This is a genomic window from Desulfoluna spongiiphila (genome assembly GCF_900101345.1).
Lineage (GTDB): Bacteria > Desulfobacterota > Desulfobacteria > Desulfobacterales > Desulfolunaceae > Desulfoluna > Desulfoluna spongiiphila.
On sequence record NZ_FMUX01000019.1, the window covers coordinates 75,050 to 92,667 of the forward strand.

12 protein-coding genes are annotated in these 17,618 nt (G+C 58.3%); 11 read left to right on the top strand and 1 reads right to left on the bottom strand.

All coding sequences use genetic code 11. The features are described from left to right. Positions 1–466: 466 nt before the first annotated feature. Positions 467–1,138 (top strand): CBS and ACT domain-containing protein, encoded by a 672-nt coding sequence (locus BLQ12_RS20795; protein ID WP_092213729.1) that lies wholly within the window; start codon positions 467–469, stop codon positions 1,136–1,138. A 36-nt stretch (positions 1,139–1,174) separates the two neighbouring features. Next, a complete protein-coding gene (locus tag BLQ12_RS20800) occupies positions 1,175–1,507 on the top strand; it encodes a hypothetical protein (protein ID WP_092213731.1) in 333 nt (110 codons plus the stop codon). A gap of 485 nt (positions 1,508–1,992) precedes the next feature. Here the strand turns inward: BLQ12_RS20800 and guaD are convergent, their stop codons facing one another. Further along, complete coding sequence (gene guaD / locus BLQ12_RS20805; protein WP_092213733.1) at positions 1,993–3,312, bottom strand: guanine deaminase; 1,320 nt, start codon at positions 3,310–3,312, stop codon at positions 1,993–1,995. A gap of 368 nt (positions 3,313–3,680) precedes the next feature. Here guaD and BLQ12_RS20810 point away from each other — a divergent pair, with 368 nt between their 5' ends. From BLQ12_RS20810 to dnaE, 9 genes are all read left to right on the top strand, one after another. Next, positions 3,681–4,742: a BMP family ABC transporter substrate-binding protein gene (locus tag BLQ12_RS20810; protein ID WP_092213735.1), complete on the top strand. Its 1,062-nt coding sequence runs from the start codon at positions 3,681–3,683 to the stop codon at positions 4,740–4,742. A gap of 151 nt (positions 4,743–4,893) precedes the next feature. Further along, a complete protein-coding gene (locus BLQ12_RS20815) occupies positions 4,894–5,958 on the top strand; it encodes an ABC transporter permease (RefSeq protein WP_092213737.1) in 1,065 nt (354 codons plus the stop codon). Next, the gene (locus tag BLQ12_RS20820) at positions 5,955–6,875 is read left to right on the top strand and encodes an ABC transporter permease (RefSeq protein WP_092213739.1); all 921 of its coding nucleotides are present in this window, start codon (positions 5,955–5,957) and stop codon (positions 6,873–6,875) included. The genes BLQ12_RS20815 and BLQ12_RS20820 overlap by 4 nt, the downstream gene beginning before the upstream one ends. An 83-nt stretch (positions 6,876–6,958) precedes the next feature. Next, entirely contained in the window at positions 6,959–7,450 is a 492-nt protein-coding gene (gpt, locus tag BLQ12_RS20825) for a xanthine phosphoribosyltransferase (RefSeq protein WP_092213741.1), read from the top strand. Beyond that, positions 7,447–8,937 (top strand): ABC transporter ATP-binding protein, encoded by a 1,491-nt coding sequence (locus tag BLQ12_RS20830; RefSeq protein ID WP_092213743.1) that lies wholly within the window; start codon positions 7,447–7,449, stop codon positions 8,935–8,937. The genes gpt and BLQ12_RS20830 overlap by 4 nt, the downstream gene beginning before the upstream one ends. A gap of 307 nt (positions 8,938–9,244) precedes the next feature. Beyond that, the gene (locus BLQ12_RS20835; RefSeq protein ID WP_092213745.1) at positions 9,245–10,333 is read left to right on the top strand and encodes a GGDEF domain-containing protein; all 1,089 of its coding nucleotides are present in this window, start codon (positions 9,245–9,247) and stop codon (positions 10,331–10,333) included. Positions 10,334–10,521: 188 nt separating this feature from the next. After that, on the top strand, positions 10,522–11,592 hold the full coding sequence (locus BLQ12_RS20840) for a polysaccharide deacetylase family protein (protein ID WP_092213747.1): 1,071 nt from the start codon (positions 10,522–10,524) through the stop codon (positions 11,590–11,592). 723 nt (positions 11,593–12,315) lie between these two features. Beyond that, positions 12,316–13,779, top strand: coding sequence for an IMP dehydrogenase (gene guaB / locus BLQ12_RS20845; RefSeq protein ID WP_092213820.1), 1,464 nt, complete (start codon positions 12,316–12,318; stop codon positions 13,777–13,779). A 255-nt stretch (positions 13,780–14,034) separates the two neighbouring features. Then, a complete protein-coding gene (dnaE, locus tag BLQ12_RS20850; protein ID WP_092213749.1) occupies positions 14,035–17,595 on the top strand; it encodes a DNA polymerase III subunit alpha in 3,561 nt (1,186 codons plus the stop codon). Positions 17,596–17,618 lie beyond the last annotated feature (23 nt).

Here is a 17,618-nt window from a genome sequence, read left to right on the forward strand (position 1 = left end):
TGAGAGAAGACCTTTTGGGGCCGAGTCAGTAATCTTTTTTCATAATATAACCTTTGCGTAAAAGTCAATTGCAATTACGTGAAACATCGGGTTTGGGATTGAGAGAATCCTTAAATATTTCAGGTGTTTTCTTTAGTATTTACAGAGTTTTACTTGACAGGGATAATGCCTTGGCATAGGCTTGAAAAAACGGGGATTATTGTCCCTTTGCATCCGTGAAACGGATGGCCCGGGGAACCTGTTGTCAGGGCATACGGGGGTTCCGGTTGCCCGGTGCGGGATTTTCCCATGATGACGGTTTGTTGATTCCGCCATCATGCTGTAAGTTGATTAAATTGATGTTTTGTATTTCTTATATTGATATATATACCAGCAATGACCGGCTTGGAGAGGGGGCATGCCAGATAGGAATGACTCAGGCGTGTTTCCTTGAAAATCCACTCTTTATCATGAGGGAGCAGCTATTATGTATGTTGGCAGAATCATGCACACCAACCTGATTACGGTTAAGCCCGAAACCACCATCAAGCAGGCCATGGACCTTTTAAAGGAACACCATATCGAGCACCTGGTTGTTCTGGATGATTCGGGAAACCTGAAGGGTATTCTTTCGGACCGGGACGTCAAAGCCAACCTTGCCTCGCCGGCGACCACCTTCAGCACCCACGAGCTCAACTACCTTTTGGATCAGGTGACCGTGGGCATGATCATGGTAAAGCACGTGATCACGGTCACACCGGGCACCACGGTGGAAGATGCGGCCCTTGTGATTCGTGAAAACGAGATCAGCTCCCTGCCCGTGATGAAAGAGGGACGTCCCGTGGGGATCGTCACCAAGACAGACGTCATGGGGGTGCTCATGGACGCCATCGGCCTGGGAGAGGAGAACGAGCGGCTCATCGTGCTGGTGAGGAACCGTCTGGGCATGATTGCCGACATCACCAGCCGACTGCGGGATGAGAAGATCAACATCGCCAGTCTGATTACCTGGCCTGAAAAGGGGCTCGAGGGGGTCTATCAGCTGGTGATCCGTGTCCACGGCAGGGACAAGGCCAGGGCAATCAATGTTCTGGAGGCCATGGGCCTGAAGGTGATTACCGGGTATGTCGAGGATCACTCCGCGTATGTATCCGATTGATGGGCGGGTACCCAAGGGATCGAAAGGAGGCACACCATGATTGAAAGCACCATGAAGCGTATCGAGGCTCTTCTTGAGGCCGCGGATCAGATGGATCCGGCAAGGCGCAGGGAACTCCAGGGGCTTCTGGAGACACTCAAGGGCGAGGTGAAGATCCTTGCCGAGAGCAATCAGGAGGAGGCGGAGAGTATCGCCGGGTTTACGGGGCTCACCACCCATGAGGTGATCCGGAAGAGCCCGGACCCCAAACTGGTCTCCATCTCTTCGGAGGGGCTCATGGCATCGGTGGAGGGGCTGGAGGCATCGCACCCTCGCCTGGTTTCGGCGGTCAATGCCCTGTGTACCTTTTTTGCGAACCTGGGGATTTAGGCTCAAAGAAAAACATAAGGGTACAAAACGTGCCTTCGGCGGCAAGGGCGGCGAAGCAATGGGCCTTAGTCATCGTTTCGGCCAAGCTCATAAAAGCCGCGGGTTACCTCTGGTCGCTATGATACAGAATGGGAATGTAAACCCGGGCATGGATCCCCGGTCACCTGGCGATACAAGAGGTGGCGAGTGCCGGGCAGTAAAGCGGCATAACCGGTTTCATTTTCCCGGGCAGCCGGGGAAGACGACGAGGGGCTAAGAGCGTCACGCTCTGTACCGCCTTTTCAGTCCCGCCCTCGTCTTTCCTGCGAAGGCGGGAATCCATGGTGGTTATGGGGTACTGCCGGGTTTATGAAGCGGGTGGTGGAGTTAACTCGAAGGTGGCCGAAACGATGCTCAAGGCCACGCAATCATACGGAAAGGGGCGTAGCGAACAGTCGCTGCGCCCTTTTTTTATGCCGTATGGACTTGCTGTGGCAGATAGAAAGTCATGGGCGCGTGTACGCCGGCTCGCCCAGGATGTGGGTGGCGGCCACAAAGCGGTCGTCCCCTAAGATCATCAGCACGAAGAGGAGCTCTTCAAGATTCTCCGCGCGGCCGGAGCGCCGGGCTGCCAGGGGAGTGGCTTCCGGGTCGATGACCACAAAATCGGCCTCGGCCCCTTGCCGGAAGGTGCCGACGGATGACGCAAGGCCCAGGGTGCGTGCACCGCCCAGGGTGGCGAGGTAGAACGCGGTGGTGGCGGAAAGGGGCGTGCGGCAGAGCTGGCAGACCTTGAACCCTTCGGCCATGGTGTGGAAGGGGGAAAACGAGGTGCCTCCGCCCACGTCGCTGCCAAGGCCCACGGGGATGCGATGTCGCTGGGCGTTGTCCATGCGGAAGAGGCCGCTGCCCAGAAACAAATTGGATGAGGGGCAAAAGGAGACCGAGGCGCCGCTCTGCGTGAGCCGCTCGTACTCCTCTTCGCTCAGGTGAATGGCGTGGGCAAACACAGAGCCTTCCCCCACGAGGCGGAACCGGTCGTAGATGTCCAGGTAGTTTGCGGCTTCCGGGAACAACTCCCTGACGGTGCGGATCTCTTCGTGGTTTTCGGACAGGTGGGTGTGCATGAGCAGGCCCTCGGCCTGGGTCATCAGCTCACCTGCGGCCTCCAGCTGTTCCCGCGTGGAGGTGACGGCAAACCGCGGGGTCACGGCATAGCCCAGGCGCCCTGTGCCGTGCCATCGTTCGATGAGGTCCCGGCTTTCGTCATAGGCCGATTCCGGGGTGTCTGTGAGGGCCTCCGGGGCGTTGCGGTCCATGAGGGTCTTGCCGGTGATGAACCGAAGCTTTCGCTTTTCCGCCTCACGGAAGAGGGCCTCGGCGGATCCGGCGTGGACCGTGGCCATGGCAAGGGCGGTGGTGGTGCCGTTTTTAAGGGTTTCGTCGAAGAAACGGGACGCTCCCTTTCTGCAGACATCGTCATCTGCAAATCGCTGCTCTTCCGGGAAGGTGTAGGTGTCGAGCCAGTCTAAAAGCTCAATGCTGTTGGAGGCGATAACCGAGAGCTGCGGAGGGTGGATGTGGGTGTCCACAAATCCCGGCATGACCAGTTTGCCGGTATAATCGTACCAGGTGGTCAGGGCCTCGTCGGGGGTGGGGGCCCCGGATCGGTCTCCGGCATACAGCACGACACCGTCTTCGATGAGGAGAATTCCGTCGGGGTGGTAATGGCTGGCGTTTTTTCCTTTGCTCCTGGGGTCTTCCGTGAAGTGAAGGATATTTCCTTTTACAGCAATGAATTGCCTGTTTTTTTCTTGAGTGGACATTTTTATTTTATTTCACATGTTTTTGTAATACATATCGTGGTTCCGGTACCTTGGGCAATGCATGCATCACGGGCAGAACCGTGGAACGGAATCTGTGGGGCCGGAAAAAAGGTCATGGCGTATGCCTGCCGTGGTGCGGGTACATGAAGATGCACAGGCTTTTGTGTTCCCTGCAAGGGGGTATTTCCGGCGTCCTTGAATTTTGACGCGACAGACAGAATAATCACTTTTCGGGGAGGAATGCAAGGGTTGTCTCTTTTCTCCGGAGTCATGCGGCTTTGGTCTTGCTGAACGCAGGACTTTCATATATTTCGAGTGCGTCACAGTTTATTCATTATTGCACCAAACTACACACGTGGAGGATGTAAATGCGCAAAGGTCTGGTTCTGCTGGTGCTCGCACTGCTTATGGCAGTGGGAACGGCACAGGCGGCAGAAAAGAAAATGAAGGTTGGTTTTGTCTACGTATCCCCTGTGGGAGATGCCGGGTGGTCCTATGCCCATGATGTGGCCCGCAAGGCCATTGAGGCCCTGCCCGATGTGGAGGTGAAGTATCTGGAGGCGGTCAAGGAAGGGGCTGACTCCGAGCGCGTCTTCCTCAAAATGGCCCGCAACAAGTACGACCTTATTTTCGGCACCAGCTTCGGGTACATGAACCCCATGCTGAAGGTGTCCAAAAAATTTCCCAAGACCGTGTTCATGCATTGCTCCGGCTATGAGACCTCCAAGAACATGGGCAACTACTTCGGCCGCATGTACCAGGCCCGTTACCTCTCCGGCATGGTGGCCGGTGCCATGACCAAGAGCAACGTGCTCGGGTACGTGGGCGCTTTCCCCATGCCTGAGGTGATCCGCGGGATCAACGCCTTTACCCTGGGTGCCCGGTCCGTGAACCCCAAAGCTGAAGTGCGCGTGGTCTGGACCAAGACCTGGTACGACCCCGCCATCGAAAAAGAGGGCGCCAAAAGCCTTCTGGATGTGGGCGCAGACGTCATCGCCCAGCATCAGGACTCCCCCGGTCCCCAGGAAGCAGCCCAGGAGCGCGGGGTTTACTCCATCGGGTACAATACCGACATGAGCTCCTTTGCACCCAAGTCCCACCTCGTGGCGCCCATCTGGAACTGGACTCCTTTTTATATGGAGGTTCTCCAGAGCGTCAAAGACGGAACCTGGAAGAGCGGCTCCACCTGGAACGGCCTGGCCGAAGGTGTGGTGGACTTGAGCCCCATGAGCGACATGGTGCCCGCCGATGTCCAGAAAAAGGTCCTTGCGCGTCGCGACGAGATCAAGGACGGCAGCTATGTTGTCTTCTCCGGGCCGGTCAAGGACCAGTCCGGTACCGTTCGTATTGCCGACGGCACCGAGCCTTCGGATCAGGACCTTCTCAAGATGGGATGGTTCGTTGAAGGCGTCATCGGCACCACCAAGTAGCACCACGGTTTGCAGTATCCCCCGACGCGGTCCCTGTTGACGGGCACCGCTTTCCGGGGCACCTGCACCCGGGCTGGACACTGTGGGGGGGGGAACATAACGTTCCCCCCTTTTGTATATTGACCCAAGGACAGATGAATCCCATACCACGATGTTTGATTTAACCATCAGAAAACGCCAGGATACCCTGGGCTGGACAGCGGTCCTGATCTATTGCGGTGCCGTTGCCATGTCCCTTGTCTTGAGCGCCGGCATGCTGCTTTTTCAGGGCAATTCGCCCCTGGAGGGGCTTTGGCTCCTGCTCCAGGGCGCCTTCGGATCCTCCTATGCCATCGAGGACTGCCTGATCAAGGCGATCCCCATCTACCTCTGCTCCCTGGGGGTGGCCATTGCCTTTCGGCTTCAGATCTGGAACATCGGTGCCGAAGGCCAGTTTGCTCTGGGGGCCATCGGAGCCACCTGGGTGGCCATCACCTTTCCCGGCCACCCCTCCTGGGTGATGATCCCGGCCATGATGGCTGCGGCCTTTGTCTTCGGCGGGCTCTGGGGCGTGATTCCGGCGGTGCTGAAGTTAAAAGCAAAGGCCAACGAGATTATCGTGACCCTGATGCTCAACTACATTGCCATCCTCTTTCTCGATTACCTGGTCTACGGGCCCTGGAAGTCCCCTGACAGCTACGGTTTCCCCATGACCCGGGAGTTTTCGGCAGGGGCCATCATCGGCAAGATCGGGGAGACCAACCTCAACTGGGGGCTCCTGATCTGCCTGCTCTCGGGCCTTGTGATCTATGTCTTTTTCCGGTTTACCCTCATGGGCTATGAACTCAAAGCCAGCGGTGAAAACGTTCGTGCCGCCCGGTACGCCCGGCTGCCCTACGAACGGCTGGTGATTATCTCCATGCTCCTCAGCGGTGCCTTTGCCGGCTGGGCCGGGTGCGTGGAGGCTTCGGCCACCCTCAACCGACTTCAGCCCACCATCATGGTGGGGTACGGATACACCGCCATCGTGGTGGCCTGGCTGGCACGCCTCAACCCCTTTTATATCGGGATCTCCTCGTTTCTCCTGGCCGGCCTCAGGGTGGGGGTGGAAAACCTCCAGCTGGAGCTCCAGGTACCGGCCGCCTTCGGTGAGATCATGGAGGGCCTTATCCTGTTGACCATCCTTGCGGGCACCTTTTTCGTCCATTACCGATTTACACGGAGGCAGCGGTCATGACCCCCGATATCCTCATTCCCCTCCTGGCGGCGACGGTGCAGTCCGGCACCCCCATTCTCTTTGCCACCCTCGGAGCCATCTTCTGCGAAAAATCAGGGGTCCTGAACCTAGGCGTGGAGGGCATCATGGCGGTGGGCGCCCTGGCGGGGTTTGCCGTCTCCTATGCCACGGGCAGCATCTGGCTCGGGTTTCTGGCCGGCGGGTTCGCCGGTGTGCTCATGGGAGGGATCCATGGCCTGGTGTGTCTGGGGTTCCTGGGAAACCAGGTGGTCTCAGGCCTGGCCCTTACCATTTTGGGGGTGGGGCTGGCCAATTACCTCGGCACCCCCCTGATCGGATTGAACGCCCCGGGATTCGTCCCGCTGGATGTCCCGCTCCTGGCCCGTGTCCCCTTTGTTGGGCCGGTTTTTTTTCAGCACGATGCCCTGGTGTACATCTCCTACGGGATCCCCGTAGGCATGTGGTATTTTTTCCGCAACACCCGGGCCGGGCTCCGGCTCCGGTCCGCAGGCGAAAACCCCGATGCCGCCCAGGCCGCAGGGATCAATTCCGTCAATTACCGATGGATGGGGGTGCTCTCCGGCGGATTTTTCATGGGCCTCGGCGGGGCCTATCTCTCCCTTGCCTACACCCATATGTGGGCCAACCACCTCACCTCCGGGCGAGGCTGGATTGCCGTTGCCCTGGTGATTTTTGCCTTTTGGAACCCGATTCGGGCCGTGGCCGGGGCCTACCTCTTCGGCGGTGTGATGGCCTTTCAGTTCAGGCTCCAGGCTTCGGGGACCCATATCCCCTCCTCGTTTTTGCTGATGCTGCCCTACGTTCTGACCTTGAGCGTGCTGGTCTTTTCATCCTGGAAGGGGGGGAGCTCGGCCACGCCCCAGGCCCTGGGCGTCAACATCGAACCCGCGGATTGACCTTCAGGATGAAATTCATCTCTGAATTGTATATACTTGGATTTTTTACCAACCATTACCGATACGTAAATGTGGAGTGAAGCATGAGCGATTCGTCCCGATACCAGAGACGCTACCCCATCTCCTGGGAGCAGCTGCACCGTGATGCCAAGGCCCTGGCCTGGCGTCTCCTTGACATGGACATCACCTGGAAAGGCATCGCCGCCGTGACCCGCGGGGGCCTTGTGCCCGCGGCCGTCATCGCCAGGGAGCTGGATATTCATTACGTGGAGACCATCTGCATCTCCAGCTACACCTGGAAAGAGCAGGGCCAGGCCACCATCATCAAGCCCCTGCGGGACAGCGGGGAGGGCTGGCTCATTATCGATGACCTCGTGGACACCGGCAAGACCGCCCAGGTGGTGAGGAACATGCTTCCCGGTGCCCATTTTGCAACCCTCTACGCCAAGCCCGAGGGCAAGCCCCATGTGGACACCTTCATCACCGAAGTGGGCCAGGATACCTGGATTCTCTTTCCCTGGGACTCGGAGTCCTGCTTTGTGGAACCTTTAGTCGGGATGAATAAGAAAAAATGACACAGCCTGCCAATACCGTCATCGCCCTTGAGGGGATCAGCAAATCCTTTGGAGCCGTTCACGCCAACCGGGATATCTGCCTGTCCATCCGTCAGGGCACGGTCAAGGCGCTCCTCGGGGAAAACGGGGCGGGCAAGAGCACGCTCATGAGTATCCTGGCAGGGCGTCTGCAACCCGATGCCGGGCGCATTGTCGTGGACGGCGTGCCCCGCCGGTTCGCTTCGGCCAAGGATGCCATCGATGCCGGTATCGGCATGGTCTATCAGCATTTCAAGCTGGTGGAGTCCATGACCGTTGCCGAAAACGTCTTCCTCGGCCAGGAGGGCGGACGCCTTCTCAAGCCGCGGGAGATGGAGGCCACGGTGAATGAGCTGGCCCAGTCCCACAGCCTGGATATCGACCCCGCCGCCAGGGTGGCGGATCTCTCCATGGGCGAAAAGCAGCGGGTAGAGATCTTGAAGCTGCTTTTGAGAAAGAGCCGGATCCTCATCTTTGATGAGCCCACGGCCGTGCTCACCCCCCAGGAGGGGGACCAGCTCTTCAAGGCCCTGGCCCTGATGGCCGAACAGGGCAAGTCCATTGTCTTTATCAGCCACAAACTGGGGGAGGTGATGCGTGTGGCCGATGAGGTGGCTATCTTGAGGAAAGGGCAGGTCATCGAGGAGAAGGGCATCGAAGAGGTGACCTCCCAGGATGAGCTGGCCTGCATGATGGTGGGCAAAGAGACCTTTCTTTCCGTGGTGAAAAACGAGGTGGCAGAAGGGGACGTGGTCCTGGATGTCAGGGAGCTGGCCGGAAACGGCTTGGGCGGCGTCTCCCTTACCGTGCGCCGCGGCGAGATCCTCGGCATCGTGGGGGTGGCCGGAAACGGTCAGAAACCCCTTGTGGAGACCATCTGCGGCCTTCAGGTACCGGAGCGGGGTGCCATCACCATCCTGGGCAAAAGCTGGAAATCGTTTTTTTCCCGGAGGAAACACCGGGAGACCTTGAGCTATATCCCCGAGGATCGCATCGGCCTTGCCACCTGTCCGTCCATGAACCTTGCGGACAACTTCCTGCTGACCACCCGCAAGGGCTTTCGGCGGGGGCCCTGGCTGAGGCGCAAACGGGTGGAGAGCGAATCCAAAAATGTGGTGGACCGGTTCAGTGTCCTGCCCGGGCTCCTCTCGTCCCAGGCCCGTCACCTCTCCGGTGGCAACCTTCAGAAGCTGGTTCTGGGCCGGGAGTTTTTCCGGGACCCGGGGCTCATCGTGGCCGAGCAGCCCACCCAGGGCCTCGATATCGCCACGGCCAAGGCCATCTGGGATCACCTGGTGTCGGCGCGGGAAAGCGCCGGTATTCTCCTGGTCACCGGTGACCTGAACGAAGCCTTTTCCCTGTCGGACCGCGTGGCCGTGATGTTTGAAGGGGAGATCGTGGATGTTTTCGACGTCTCGGACACCGACAAGCGCGAGCGTGTCGGGTTGATGATGGCAGGGGCTGCCTGATCCCTATCCCTTTTGAACACTCCCGGTTTTTTCAGTCATAAGGGCGTGCCCGGTGCCTTTGCCGGGCGCGCCTTTGTCATATGCCCCCCACGCCCATGACGGGTGTGTGTGGGCCCTTTCCCTGCGCCACCTTCCGGTGGCCGTGATTCCCTTGCTGTTCGCTGTCGGGCTGGACGGCATGCCGTGGTTGTGAGATCATGGTCCAGATGTTCCATGTCCCTGATACACCTCCTTTATCAAATCCTTCCTTTGTCTTTTTTGCCGGTTGACACCTTGGAGAACAATTCCAACCTCAAGGGGGTTCTTTATGAAGACCACAAACCTGACCCTGCTTAAACAACTGAAGTTTTCGCCCCATGAAATCGAGCGTCGCAAGGAGTACCTGGATATCGATGAGCCCAGCAGAGAGGCGCTCGTCTCAATGAGGGGTGTTGTCAGGGCCAATATTGACAACATTGTGGAGCGTTTTTATGACCGGATTCTGTCCTTTGACGAGATGGACCGTGTCATTGGCGATGCGGAAACCCTGCACCGGCTCAGGAACTATCAACGGCAGTATATTTTAAGTATGTTCGACGGGGAGTACAGTGAAGATTATGTCCACTCACGGCTTCGCGTCGGGGTCGTACACAAACGCATCGGTGTGGACCCGAAGTACTACGTGGCGGCCATTTTTGTTTTAAAGGACGTGTTGTGCAAGCTTGTGGATGACATCTCCGAGGAAAAATGTGAGGTGTGCAGAAAAAACAAGTCGGCCATCGACAAGTTGATTATGTTTGACCTGCTGCTTGCCTTTGATACCTACATTTTCAGCCTGATGACCGAAGCGCAGCGAAGCAACGACGAGCTGGAGACGTACACCGATTCCCTTGAAGAGGTGATCGCAGAGCGCACCAGGCTGCTGGTGGAGCAGGCCAGAAATGACGGGCTTACCGGGTTGTTGAATCAGCGCGCCTTTTATTCCGAGTTGAAAAAAGAGCTGTTACGGGGCCAGAGGCGGAACCACGCCGTTGTTCTTGTCTATTTTGACCTGGACGGGTTCAAGGCCTTAAACGACGAACAGGGCCATACCCGCGGGGATGAGGTCCTTGTTGCCGTGGGCGATGCCATGCGGGAGACCCTCCGGGAAACCGAAGTGATGGCACGGTACGGCGGCGATGAGTTCTGCATCGTTTTGTCGGATATCACTCTGGAGAACACCGAGGGCGTCTGCCGGCGCTTGTGCGAATCGATCGAACAAAAAACAAAGGGGACCGGGGTGACCTGCAGCATGGGGGTGGCCGCCTCGACCCCCGAGGAGAGTACGGATGTAAACTCCCTTGTGAAGGCTGCGGACAAGAAGATGTATGAAGCCAAAAAGGAACCCGGCTTTTCGATCAAGATACCGGAGGCCTGACCGCCAGGTGGGATGAAAAAGGGCGTGTGTAAGAACCCGGGGAATTCCGGGTGCTCCCTGAAGAAAAATGTGATACGTACCTCAGGCGTTTGACACGGTTGTCACTGATCTTCGGTGGGTTACCCTGCATCAGGAGATTGTGACGGGGATGAAAAGAATCACTTGGGTGATATGGAGCTGTTTGTTTTATGGTGTTGGCTGGTGTGCGATGTGTGATGAAGGGGTTGATGGGGCTGGTGCTGGTAGCCATGCTGACCGGGGCGGGGGCTTCAACGGTGTGTGCCGGGGGTGACTCGGCCGTTATTTTTATGTACCACAGGTTCGGGGACGCGCGGTTTCCATCCACCAATATCCGGATGGATCAGTTCAAGGAACATCTGGCGTATCTGGAGGAAAACGGGTTTCATGTGGCCCCCCTTGACGAGGTGGTGGCGTCTCTCAAAAGCGGGGACAAGCTCCCTGAAAAAACCGTTGCCCTGACCATGGACGATGCCTATGCCAGCGTGTATGAGCATGCCTGGCCCCTTTTGAAAGAGAAAGGCTGGCCCTTTACCGTGTTTGTGGGCACGGAGGGCGTGGACAAAGGCTACAACGATTACATGACCTGGGGACAGATGCGGGAACTCAAAAAGGCCGGGGTGCAGTTTGCCAACCATACGGCCACCCATCCGCACATGACCGAGAAGGCGCCTGAAGAGACTGAGGAACAGTGGCTTTCACGGCTCAAGGTCGACGTGCTCAAAGCCCAGGAACGGCTGGATGAAGAGCTGGGGACCTGTCCGCGGATGCTGGCATACCCGTACGGGGAATACAACACAAAGGTGGCTGATCTGGTTGCCGAACTCGGCTTTATCGCCTTTGGCCAGCACTCGGGGGCGGCGGGGTCCACCACCGACTTCAGGGCGGCCCCCAGGTTTCCCATGTCGGAGACATACGGGACCCTTCGGTCGTTTCGGACCAAATCAAGGTCCCTTGCCCTTCCCGTGGTGTCCATGACACCCTGGGACCCAGAAACCACGGACCGGCAACCTGAACTGGAGGTTTTCCTCGGGCCCGGCGATGCCCTCTGGAACGAGCTGAGCTGCTACGTCTCCGGCCAGGGCAGGGTGGACATCGAGTGGGTGGTTCCGGGAAAGCAGTTCAAGGTCCGGGCCAAAGAGCCCTTTTCCGTGGGAAGGCATAAGTACAACCTGACGGTTCCTGCCAAAAACCGCAGGGCCTATCACTGGTTTTCCAGGCAGTGGATTGTCCGCGAGTAGGTCGGACGGTCCGTGCCGCGGGTTCCGGGGCAGGTCTCCGGGACCCGTTTTTTCAGGGCCCGGGATTGAAGAGACGCGCCACGACAACATCGTGTAGTGCAACGAAAGCGAGTGGATACATCTTGTATGCCGCCGCCGTTTGAAGACTTTTTCAAAGACCCTCAAAAAGAGTTTGCCAGAGGGGGCCATCTCATGTATTATTCGCCCCAAAAAAAGCGGGGTAACATGAGTACATGTCATAATTGCCCCGAACCCAATCCGGATCTTCCGGATTTTTTTGTACCCCAGATGCATCACTGATATGTGGGCCGGTTTTTTCCCGGAGACGGAGAAAGGGCTTAGGACCCCATTTTCAGAGGATGCCGACACAACCTGAACAAGGCTTCAAGGACCGGGGGGGAACCCGGCCCCGCACGACCTGCCTTCTGCATCCCCACACCCCGGAAATGATCCCAGCGGTACTGGGCATTTTTGTATTCGGACGTTGTTACCGAAAGGGTGTCGTGTATTCAGGAGCTGGTGAAGGCGAGAGAAACCGATTTTCGGTGCCGCAACGAGTTGAGCTGTGCATGGTGATTTGATTTTATTCCAATGGGATAAAGACGTTGCCGTCGGGGCCTGGGTCGTTTCGTTCGTCTCATCCGTATCCTAAGGAAGGTGCGTGTTTTTACCCTGTGGGCTTCGGTCTTTTTTTTACACATCCGCTTTTTGGAGGTAACTTCCATGAAAACCATTCCGCCGGAACAAGCTTTTTCCTTTGATGATGTCCTTCTGATTCCCAACTACTCCGATGTGCTCCCCAACACGGTGGACACAACCACGCGCCTGACCCGCAACATCACACTGAACATTCCTTTGCTCAGCGCGGCCATGGACACCGTCACCGAATCCCGTGCCGCCATCAGCATGGCACGATCAGGCGGCATCGGCATCATTCACCGCAACATGCCCATTGAGCGGCAGGTGATCGAAGTCAACCGCGTCAAGAAGTCCGAGAGCGGCATGATCATCGACCCGGTAACCGTCAGGCCCGAGGCCACCATCTACGAAGTGAACAAGCTCATGCGGCATTACCGGATCTCAGGGGTGCCCGTCACCGTGGGTGAGCAGCTGGTGGGCATCGTCACCAACCGCGACCTTCGGTTCGAGACCAACCTCGAGCGAAAGATCTCCGAGGTCATGACCGCAGAGAACCTCGTCACCGTCCCCGAAGGCACCACCCTTGAAGAATCCAAAGCCCTCCTGCACAAGCACCGCATCGAAAAGCTCCTCGTTGTAAACCCCGAAGGCAAACTCTCCGGCATCATCACCACCAAAGACATCGAGAAGGTCAAGAAATACCCCAACGCATGCAAGGACAGCATCGGCCGTCTGCGCGTGGGGGCTGCCATCGGTGTGGGCGAGGACATGATGGAGCGCGCCGAAGCCCTGCTCAAGGCCGGAGCCGACGTGCTCTGCATCGACACCTCCCATGGCCACTCCAAAAACGTCATCGATGCCGTCATCACGCTGAAGGCCACCTTTGACTCCGTGGAGATCATCGCAGGCAACGTGGCCACCGCCAAAGGGGCCCAGGCCCTGGTGGACGCAGGGGTTGACGCCATCAAGGTAGGGATCGGTCCCGGTTCCATCTGCACCACCCGCATCGTCTCCGGCTGCGGGGTTCCCCAGCTCACCGCCATCTCCAACTGCAAGGCCGTTTCCGACCGCACCGGTGTGCCCCTCATCGCCGACGGCGGGATCAAGTTCTCAGGCGACATTGCCAAGGCCATCGGCGCAGGCGCCCACAGCGTCATGCTCGGCGGGGTCCTGGCCGGCACCGAAGAGAGCCCCGGGGACACCATCATTTACCAGGGCCGAAGCTACAAGGTTTACCGCGGCATGGGCTCCCTTGAAGCCATGCAGTCCGGCAGCAAGGACCGGTATTACCTGGGCGAAGACGAAGAGAACGAAAAACTGGTCCCCGAAGGGATCGTGGGACGCGTTCCCTACAAAGGCTCCCTGGTGGAGAACATCTTCCAGCTCATCGGTGGCCTCAAGGCCGGTATGGGCTACGTGGGGTCACGTACCATCGAAGAACTCCGCGAGATGGCACGTTTTGTCCGCATCTCCAACGCAGGCTTGAGAGAGAGCCACGCCCACGACGTGATCATCACGGAAGAGGCGCCCAACTACCGCCTCGAGTAAGGGCTTGCCAAGGTTCAGGAAAAAGGGCTGTTTGTGCCCTTTTTCCAGTGGCCCCTTAAGTCAGTTCAAGGCCCCCTCCCATGCGGGAGGGGGCCTTTTCTGTTCCCGGCCGGAGCAGCGGATAAAAAGGGTTGCAACAGGGCCCCATTGGCGATATTCCTGACTCTGCCGTTGCCTTCCCCAGCAGGGCTGGGCAGGCTTCCGGCGAAATGTAAGCACCCCCAACAACCTCCATACATCCCGACATACGAGACCATGACCCAATCAACCGATATTCCGGATTTTGTTCATCTGCACGTACACTCCCAGTACAGCCTTCTGGATGGTGCCATTCGACTGGATCCACTGCTGGACCGAACCAAAGAGTTCGGCATGAATTCCGTTGCCGTCACCGACCACGGCAGCATGTTTGCCGCTGTGGAGTTTTACGACAAAGCCCATAAGGCCGGAGTGAATCCCATCATCGGGTTCGAGGCGTACATGGCCCCGCGCGGGTTGAAGCGTAAGGAGGGCCCCGAGGACGGCACCGGCCTTTTTCACCTTGTGCTCCTGGCGGAGAACAACGCCGGGTACACCAACCTCTGCAAGCTGGCGTCCATTGCCCAGTTGCAGGGTTTTTACTACAAGCCGCGTATTGACCGGGAGGTGCTGGCCGAACACAGCGAAGGGGTCATTGCCCTGTCGGCCTGCCTGGCCGGGGAAATCCCCAAGCTGATCATGAAAGGGAAGCTCCAGGAGGCCGACGACCTGGCCCGTCACTACCAGAAGCTTTTCGGGGAGCGCAATTTTTACCTTGAGGTGCAGGAGAACGGCCTGGCCGAGCAGTACCAGGTCAACGAGGTACTCTTTGACATGGGCAACCGCCTGGGGATTCCCATGGTGGCCACCAACGACTGCCACTACCTGAACTACGAGGACAACAAGGCCCACGAAATCCTTCTCTGCATTCAGACCGGGACCACCGTTGATGACCCGAGGCGGTTCAAGTTCGGCACCGACCAGCTTCACTTCAAATCCCCTGCAGAGATGGCGCGGGCCTTCGGAAGCACCCCGGAGGTGCTGGCCAATACCGTTGAGATCGCCAACCGCTGCCATGTGGACTTTGATTTCAACACCTACCATTTCCCCCAGTTCGATGCCACCAACGAGCTCTCCACCGACGACCTGTTCAGAAAAATCGCCCGGGACGGCTTTGACAACCGCATGAAGGCGATTCTGGAGAAGAAACCGGATACCGATGTCCAGGTGTATGAGGAGCGTCTCAAGTACGAGGTGGAGACCATCATCACCATGGGGTTTCCCGGTTACTTTCTTATTGTGGCGGACTTTATCCAGTACGGAAAGGACAACGGAATTCCCGTGGGACCCGGCAGGGGGTCCGCCGCCGGCAGTATCGTGGCCTATGCCATGAACATCACCGACCTTGACCCCATCGAGCACGGGCTCATCTTCGAGCGGTTCCTCAACCCCTCGCGTATCAGCATGCCTGATATCGACGTGGACTTTTGCATCCGTGGCCGGGAGAAGGTGTTCAACTATGTGGTGGGCCGTTACGGCGGCGGGGACTACGTGGCCCAGATCATCACCTTCGGGACCCTGAAGACCAAGATGGTGATCCGGGATGTGGGGCGTGCCATGAACATCCCCCTGTCCGAGGTGGACCGCATCGCCAAAATGGTTCCGGACACCCTCGGGATCAAACTGGACCAGGCCCTCATTGATGAGCCGGAGCTCAAGGAGCTGGTGGACTCACGGGCCGACTACACCGAGCTGATCAATGTGTGCCGGGTCCTGGAGGGGTTGACCCGCCACGCCTCCACCCATGCGGCGGGGGTTGTGGTCTCGGACAAACCCCTGGTGGAGTACCTTCCGCTGTTCAAGGGGAGAAACGGTGAAACCATCACCCAGCTTGACATGAAGCGGGTGGAGCAGATCGGCCTCGTCAAGTTCGACTTCCTCGGACTTCGAAACTTAACCGTTATCGACGACTGCCTGGGCATGATCGAGAAACAGGGCATCGAGCGGCCCGACATGATCAATATCGACTTTGCGGACAAGGAGACCTTTGACCTGCTCTCAAGCGGCAACACCACCGGCGTGTTCCAGCTCGAAAGTTCAGGCATGAAGGACCTCCTCGTCCGGCTCAAGCCCGAGCAGTTCAGCGACATCACCGCCCTGGTGGCCCTTTACCGCCCTGGGCCCCTTGACTCCGGCATGGTGGACGCCTATGTCAACCGAAAGCACGGCAGGGAACCGGTGGAGTACCTTCTCCCCGGCCTTGACGGCATCCTGAAGGAGACCTACGGGGTTATTCTCTACCAGGAGCAGGTGATGAAGATCGCCGGGGTCATCGCCAACTACTCCATGGCCGATGCAGACGGCCTGCGTAAGGCCATGGGCAAGAAAATTGCCGCGGCCATGGCCGAGCACCGCACCCTGTTTATGAAAGGGGCCCTTGAAAACGGTCACCCGGAAGAGACGGCCGGTGAGCTGTTCGACCTCATGGAGAAGTTCGGCGGGTACGGGTTCAACAAATCCCACAGCGCCGCCTACGCCCTGGTCTGCTACCAGACCGCCTGGCTGAAGACCCATTTTCCCGTGGAGTTCATGGCGGGCCTTCTTACCAGTGAAATCGGCAACGCCGACGGCATCGTCAAGTTCATTGCCGAGTGCAAGAACAACCACATCGAGGTGCTGCCCCCGGACGTCAATGAGAGCGAGGGGGTCTTTTCCGTGTACGACGGCCGGATCCGCTTCGGACTCACCGCCGTCAAGGGCGTGGGGGAGGGCCCCATTGAGGCGATCCTCTCCGAGCGGGAGGCCAACGGGCATTTTGTCAGTATCTTCGAGTTCTGTGAGCGGGTGGATCTGCGCAAGGTGAACAAGCGCGTCCTTGAAGCGCTGATCAAAAGCGGGGCCTTTGACTTTACCGGGGCCTCCCGCAATCAGCTCATGGTGGCCATGGAAGAGTCCCTGGAGCACGGATCCCGCGTGCAGAAGGAGAAGAACGACCCCCAGCTCAGCCTCTTCGGCGACGCCTCCGGCGGCGGAGCCCGGATCAACGTCCCGGTCCTGGCCGATGTGCCGGACTGGGACGAGCGCCATCGCCTTACCCTTGAAAAGGAGGTGCTGGGCTTTTATATCTCAGGCCACCCCCTGAATCAGTATGAAGATATCCTTAAAGGGTATGCCACCCTCACCGGGCTGAACAAGGAGAACGCCATTGAGGGGAGCCCGGTCCGGTTCGGCGGCATGATCACCATGGTGAAGGTGATCCGTACCAAAAAGGGGGACCAGATGGCCTTTATCTCCATCGAGGACCTCTACAGTGACATCGAGGTGGTGGTCTTCCCCTCCACCTTTGCCGACACCAAAGAGATCCTGCATGCCGACTCCATCGTCATGGTGGAGGGCGTTGCCCAGGTAAAGGAGAACAACGTCACCATTGCGGCGGAGCGGCTGGTGCACATGGACCAGGTGACCGGCCTCTGGACCGGAGGCATCGCCCTGCATCTCGACGCCGGAGAGATCCAGATGGAGCTGATTCCCCGGGTGGACGCCGTGCTCAAACGCTACCCCGGTCCCAGCACGGTCACCGTCTATCTCCTGCTTCGGGGCCACTCCGTCACCTCCATCGAGCTTCCCGATTATGCGGGGGTCACGGTCTCTCCCCAGCTGTTGGATGACCTGAAGGCCCTGGTGGGGGCGAAAAAGGTCCGTACCGTGGCCATGCCTCCCAAGCTGAAAGAGCGCAAAAAACCGGCCTGGATGAACCGGAAGAAGGCCAATGGAAACGGCAACGGGGGGAACGGGTAAAGGCACCACGTCATAATCCGGGG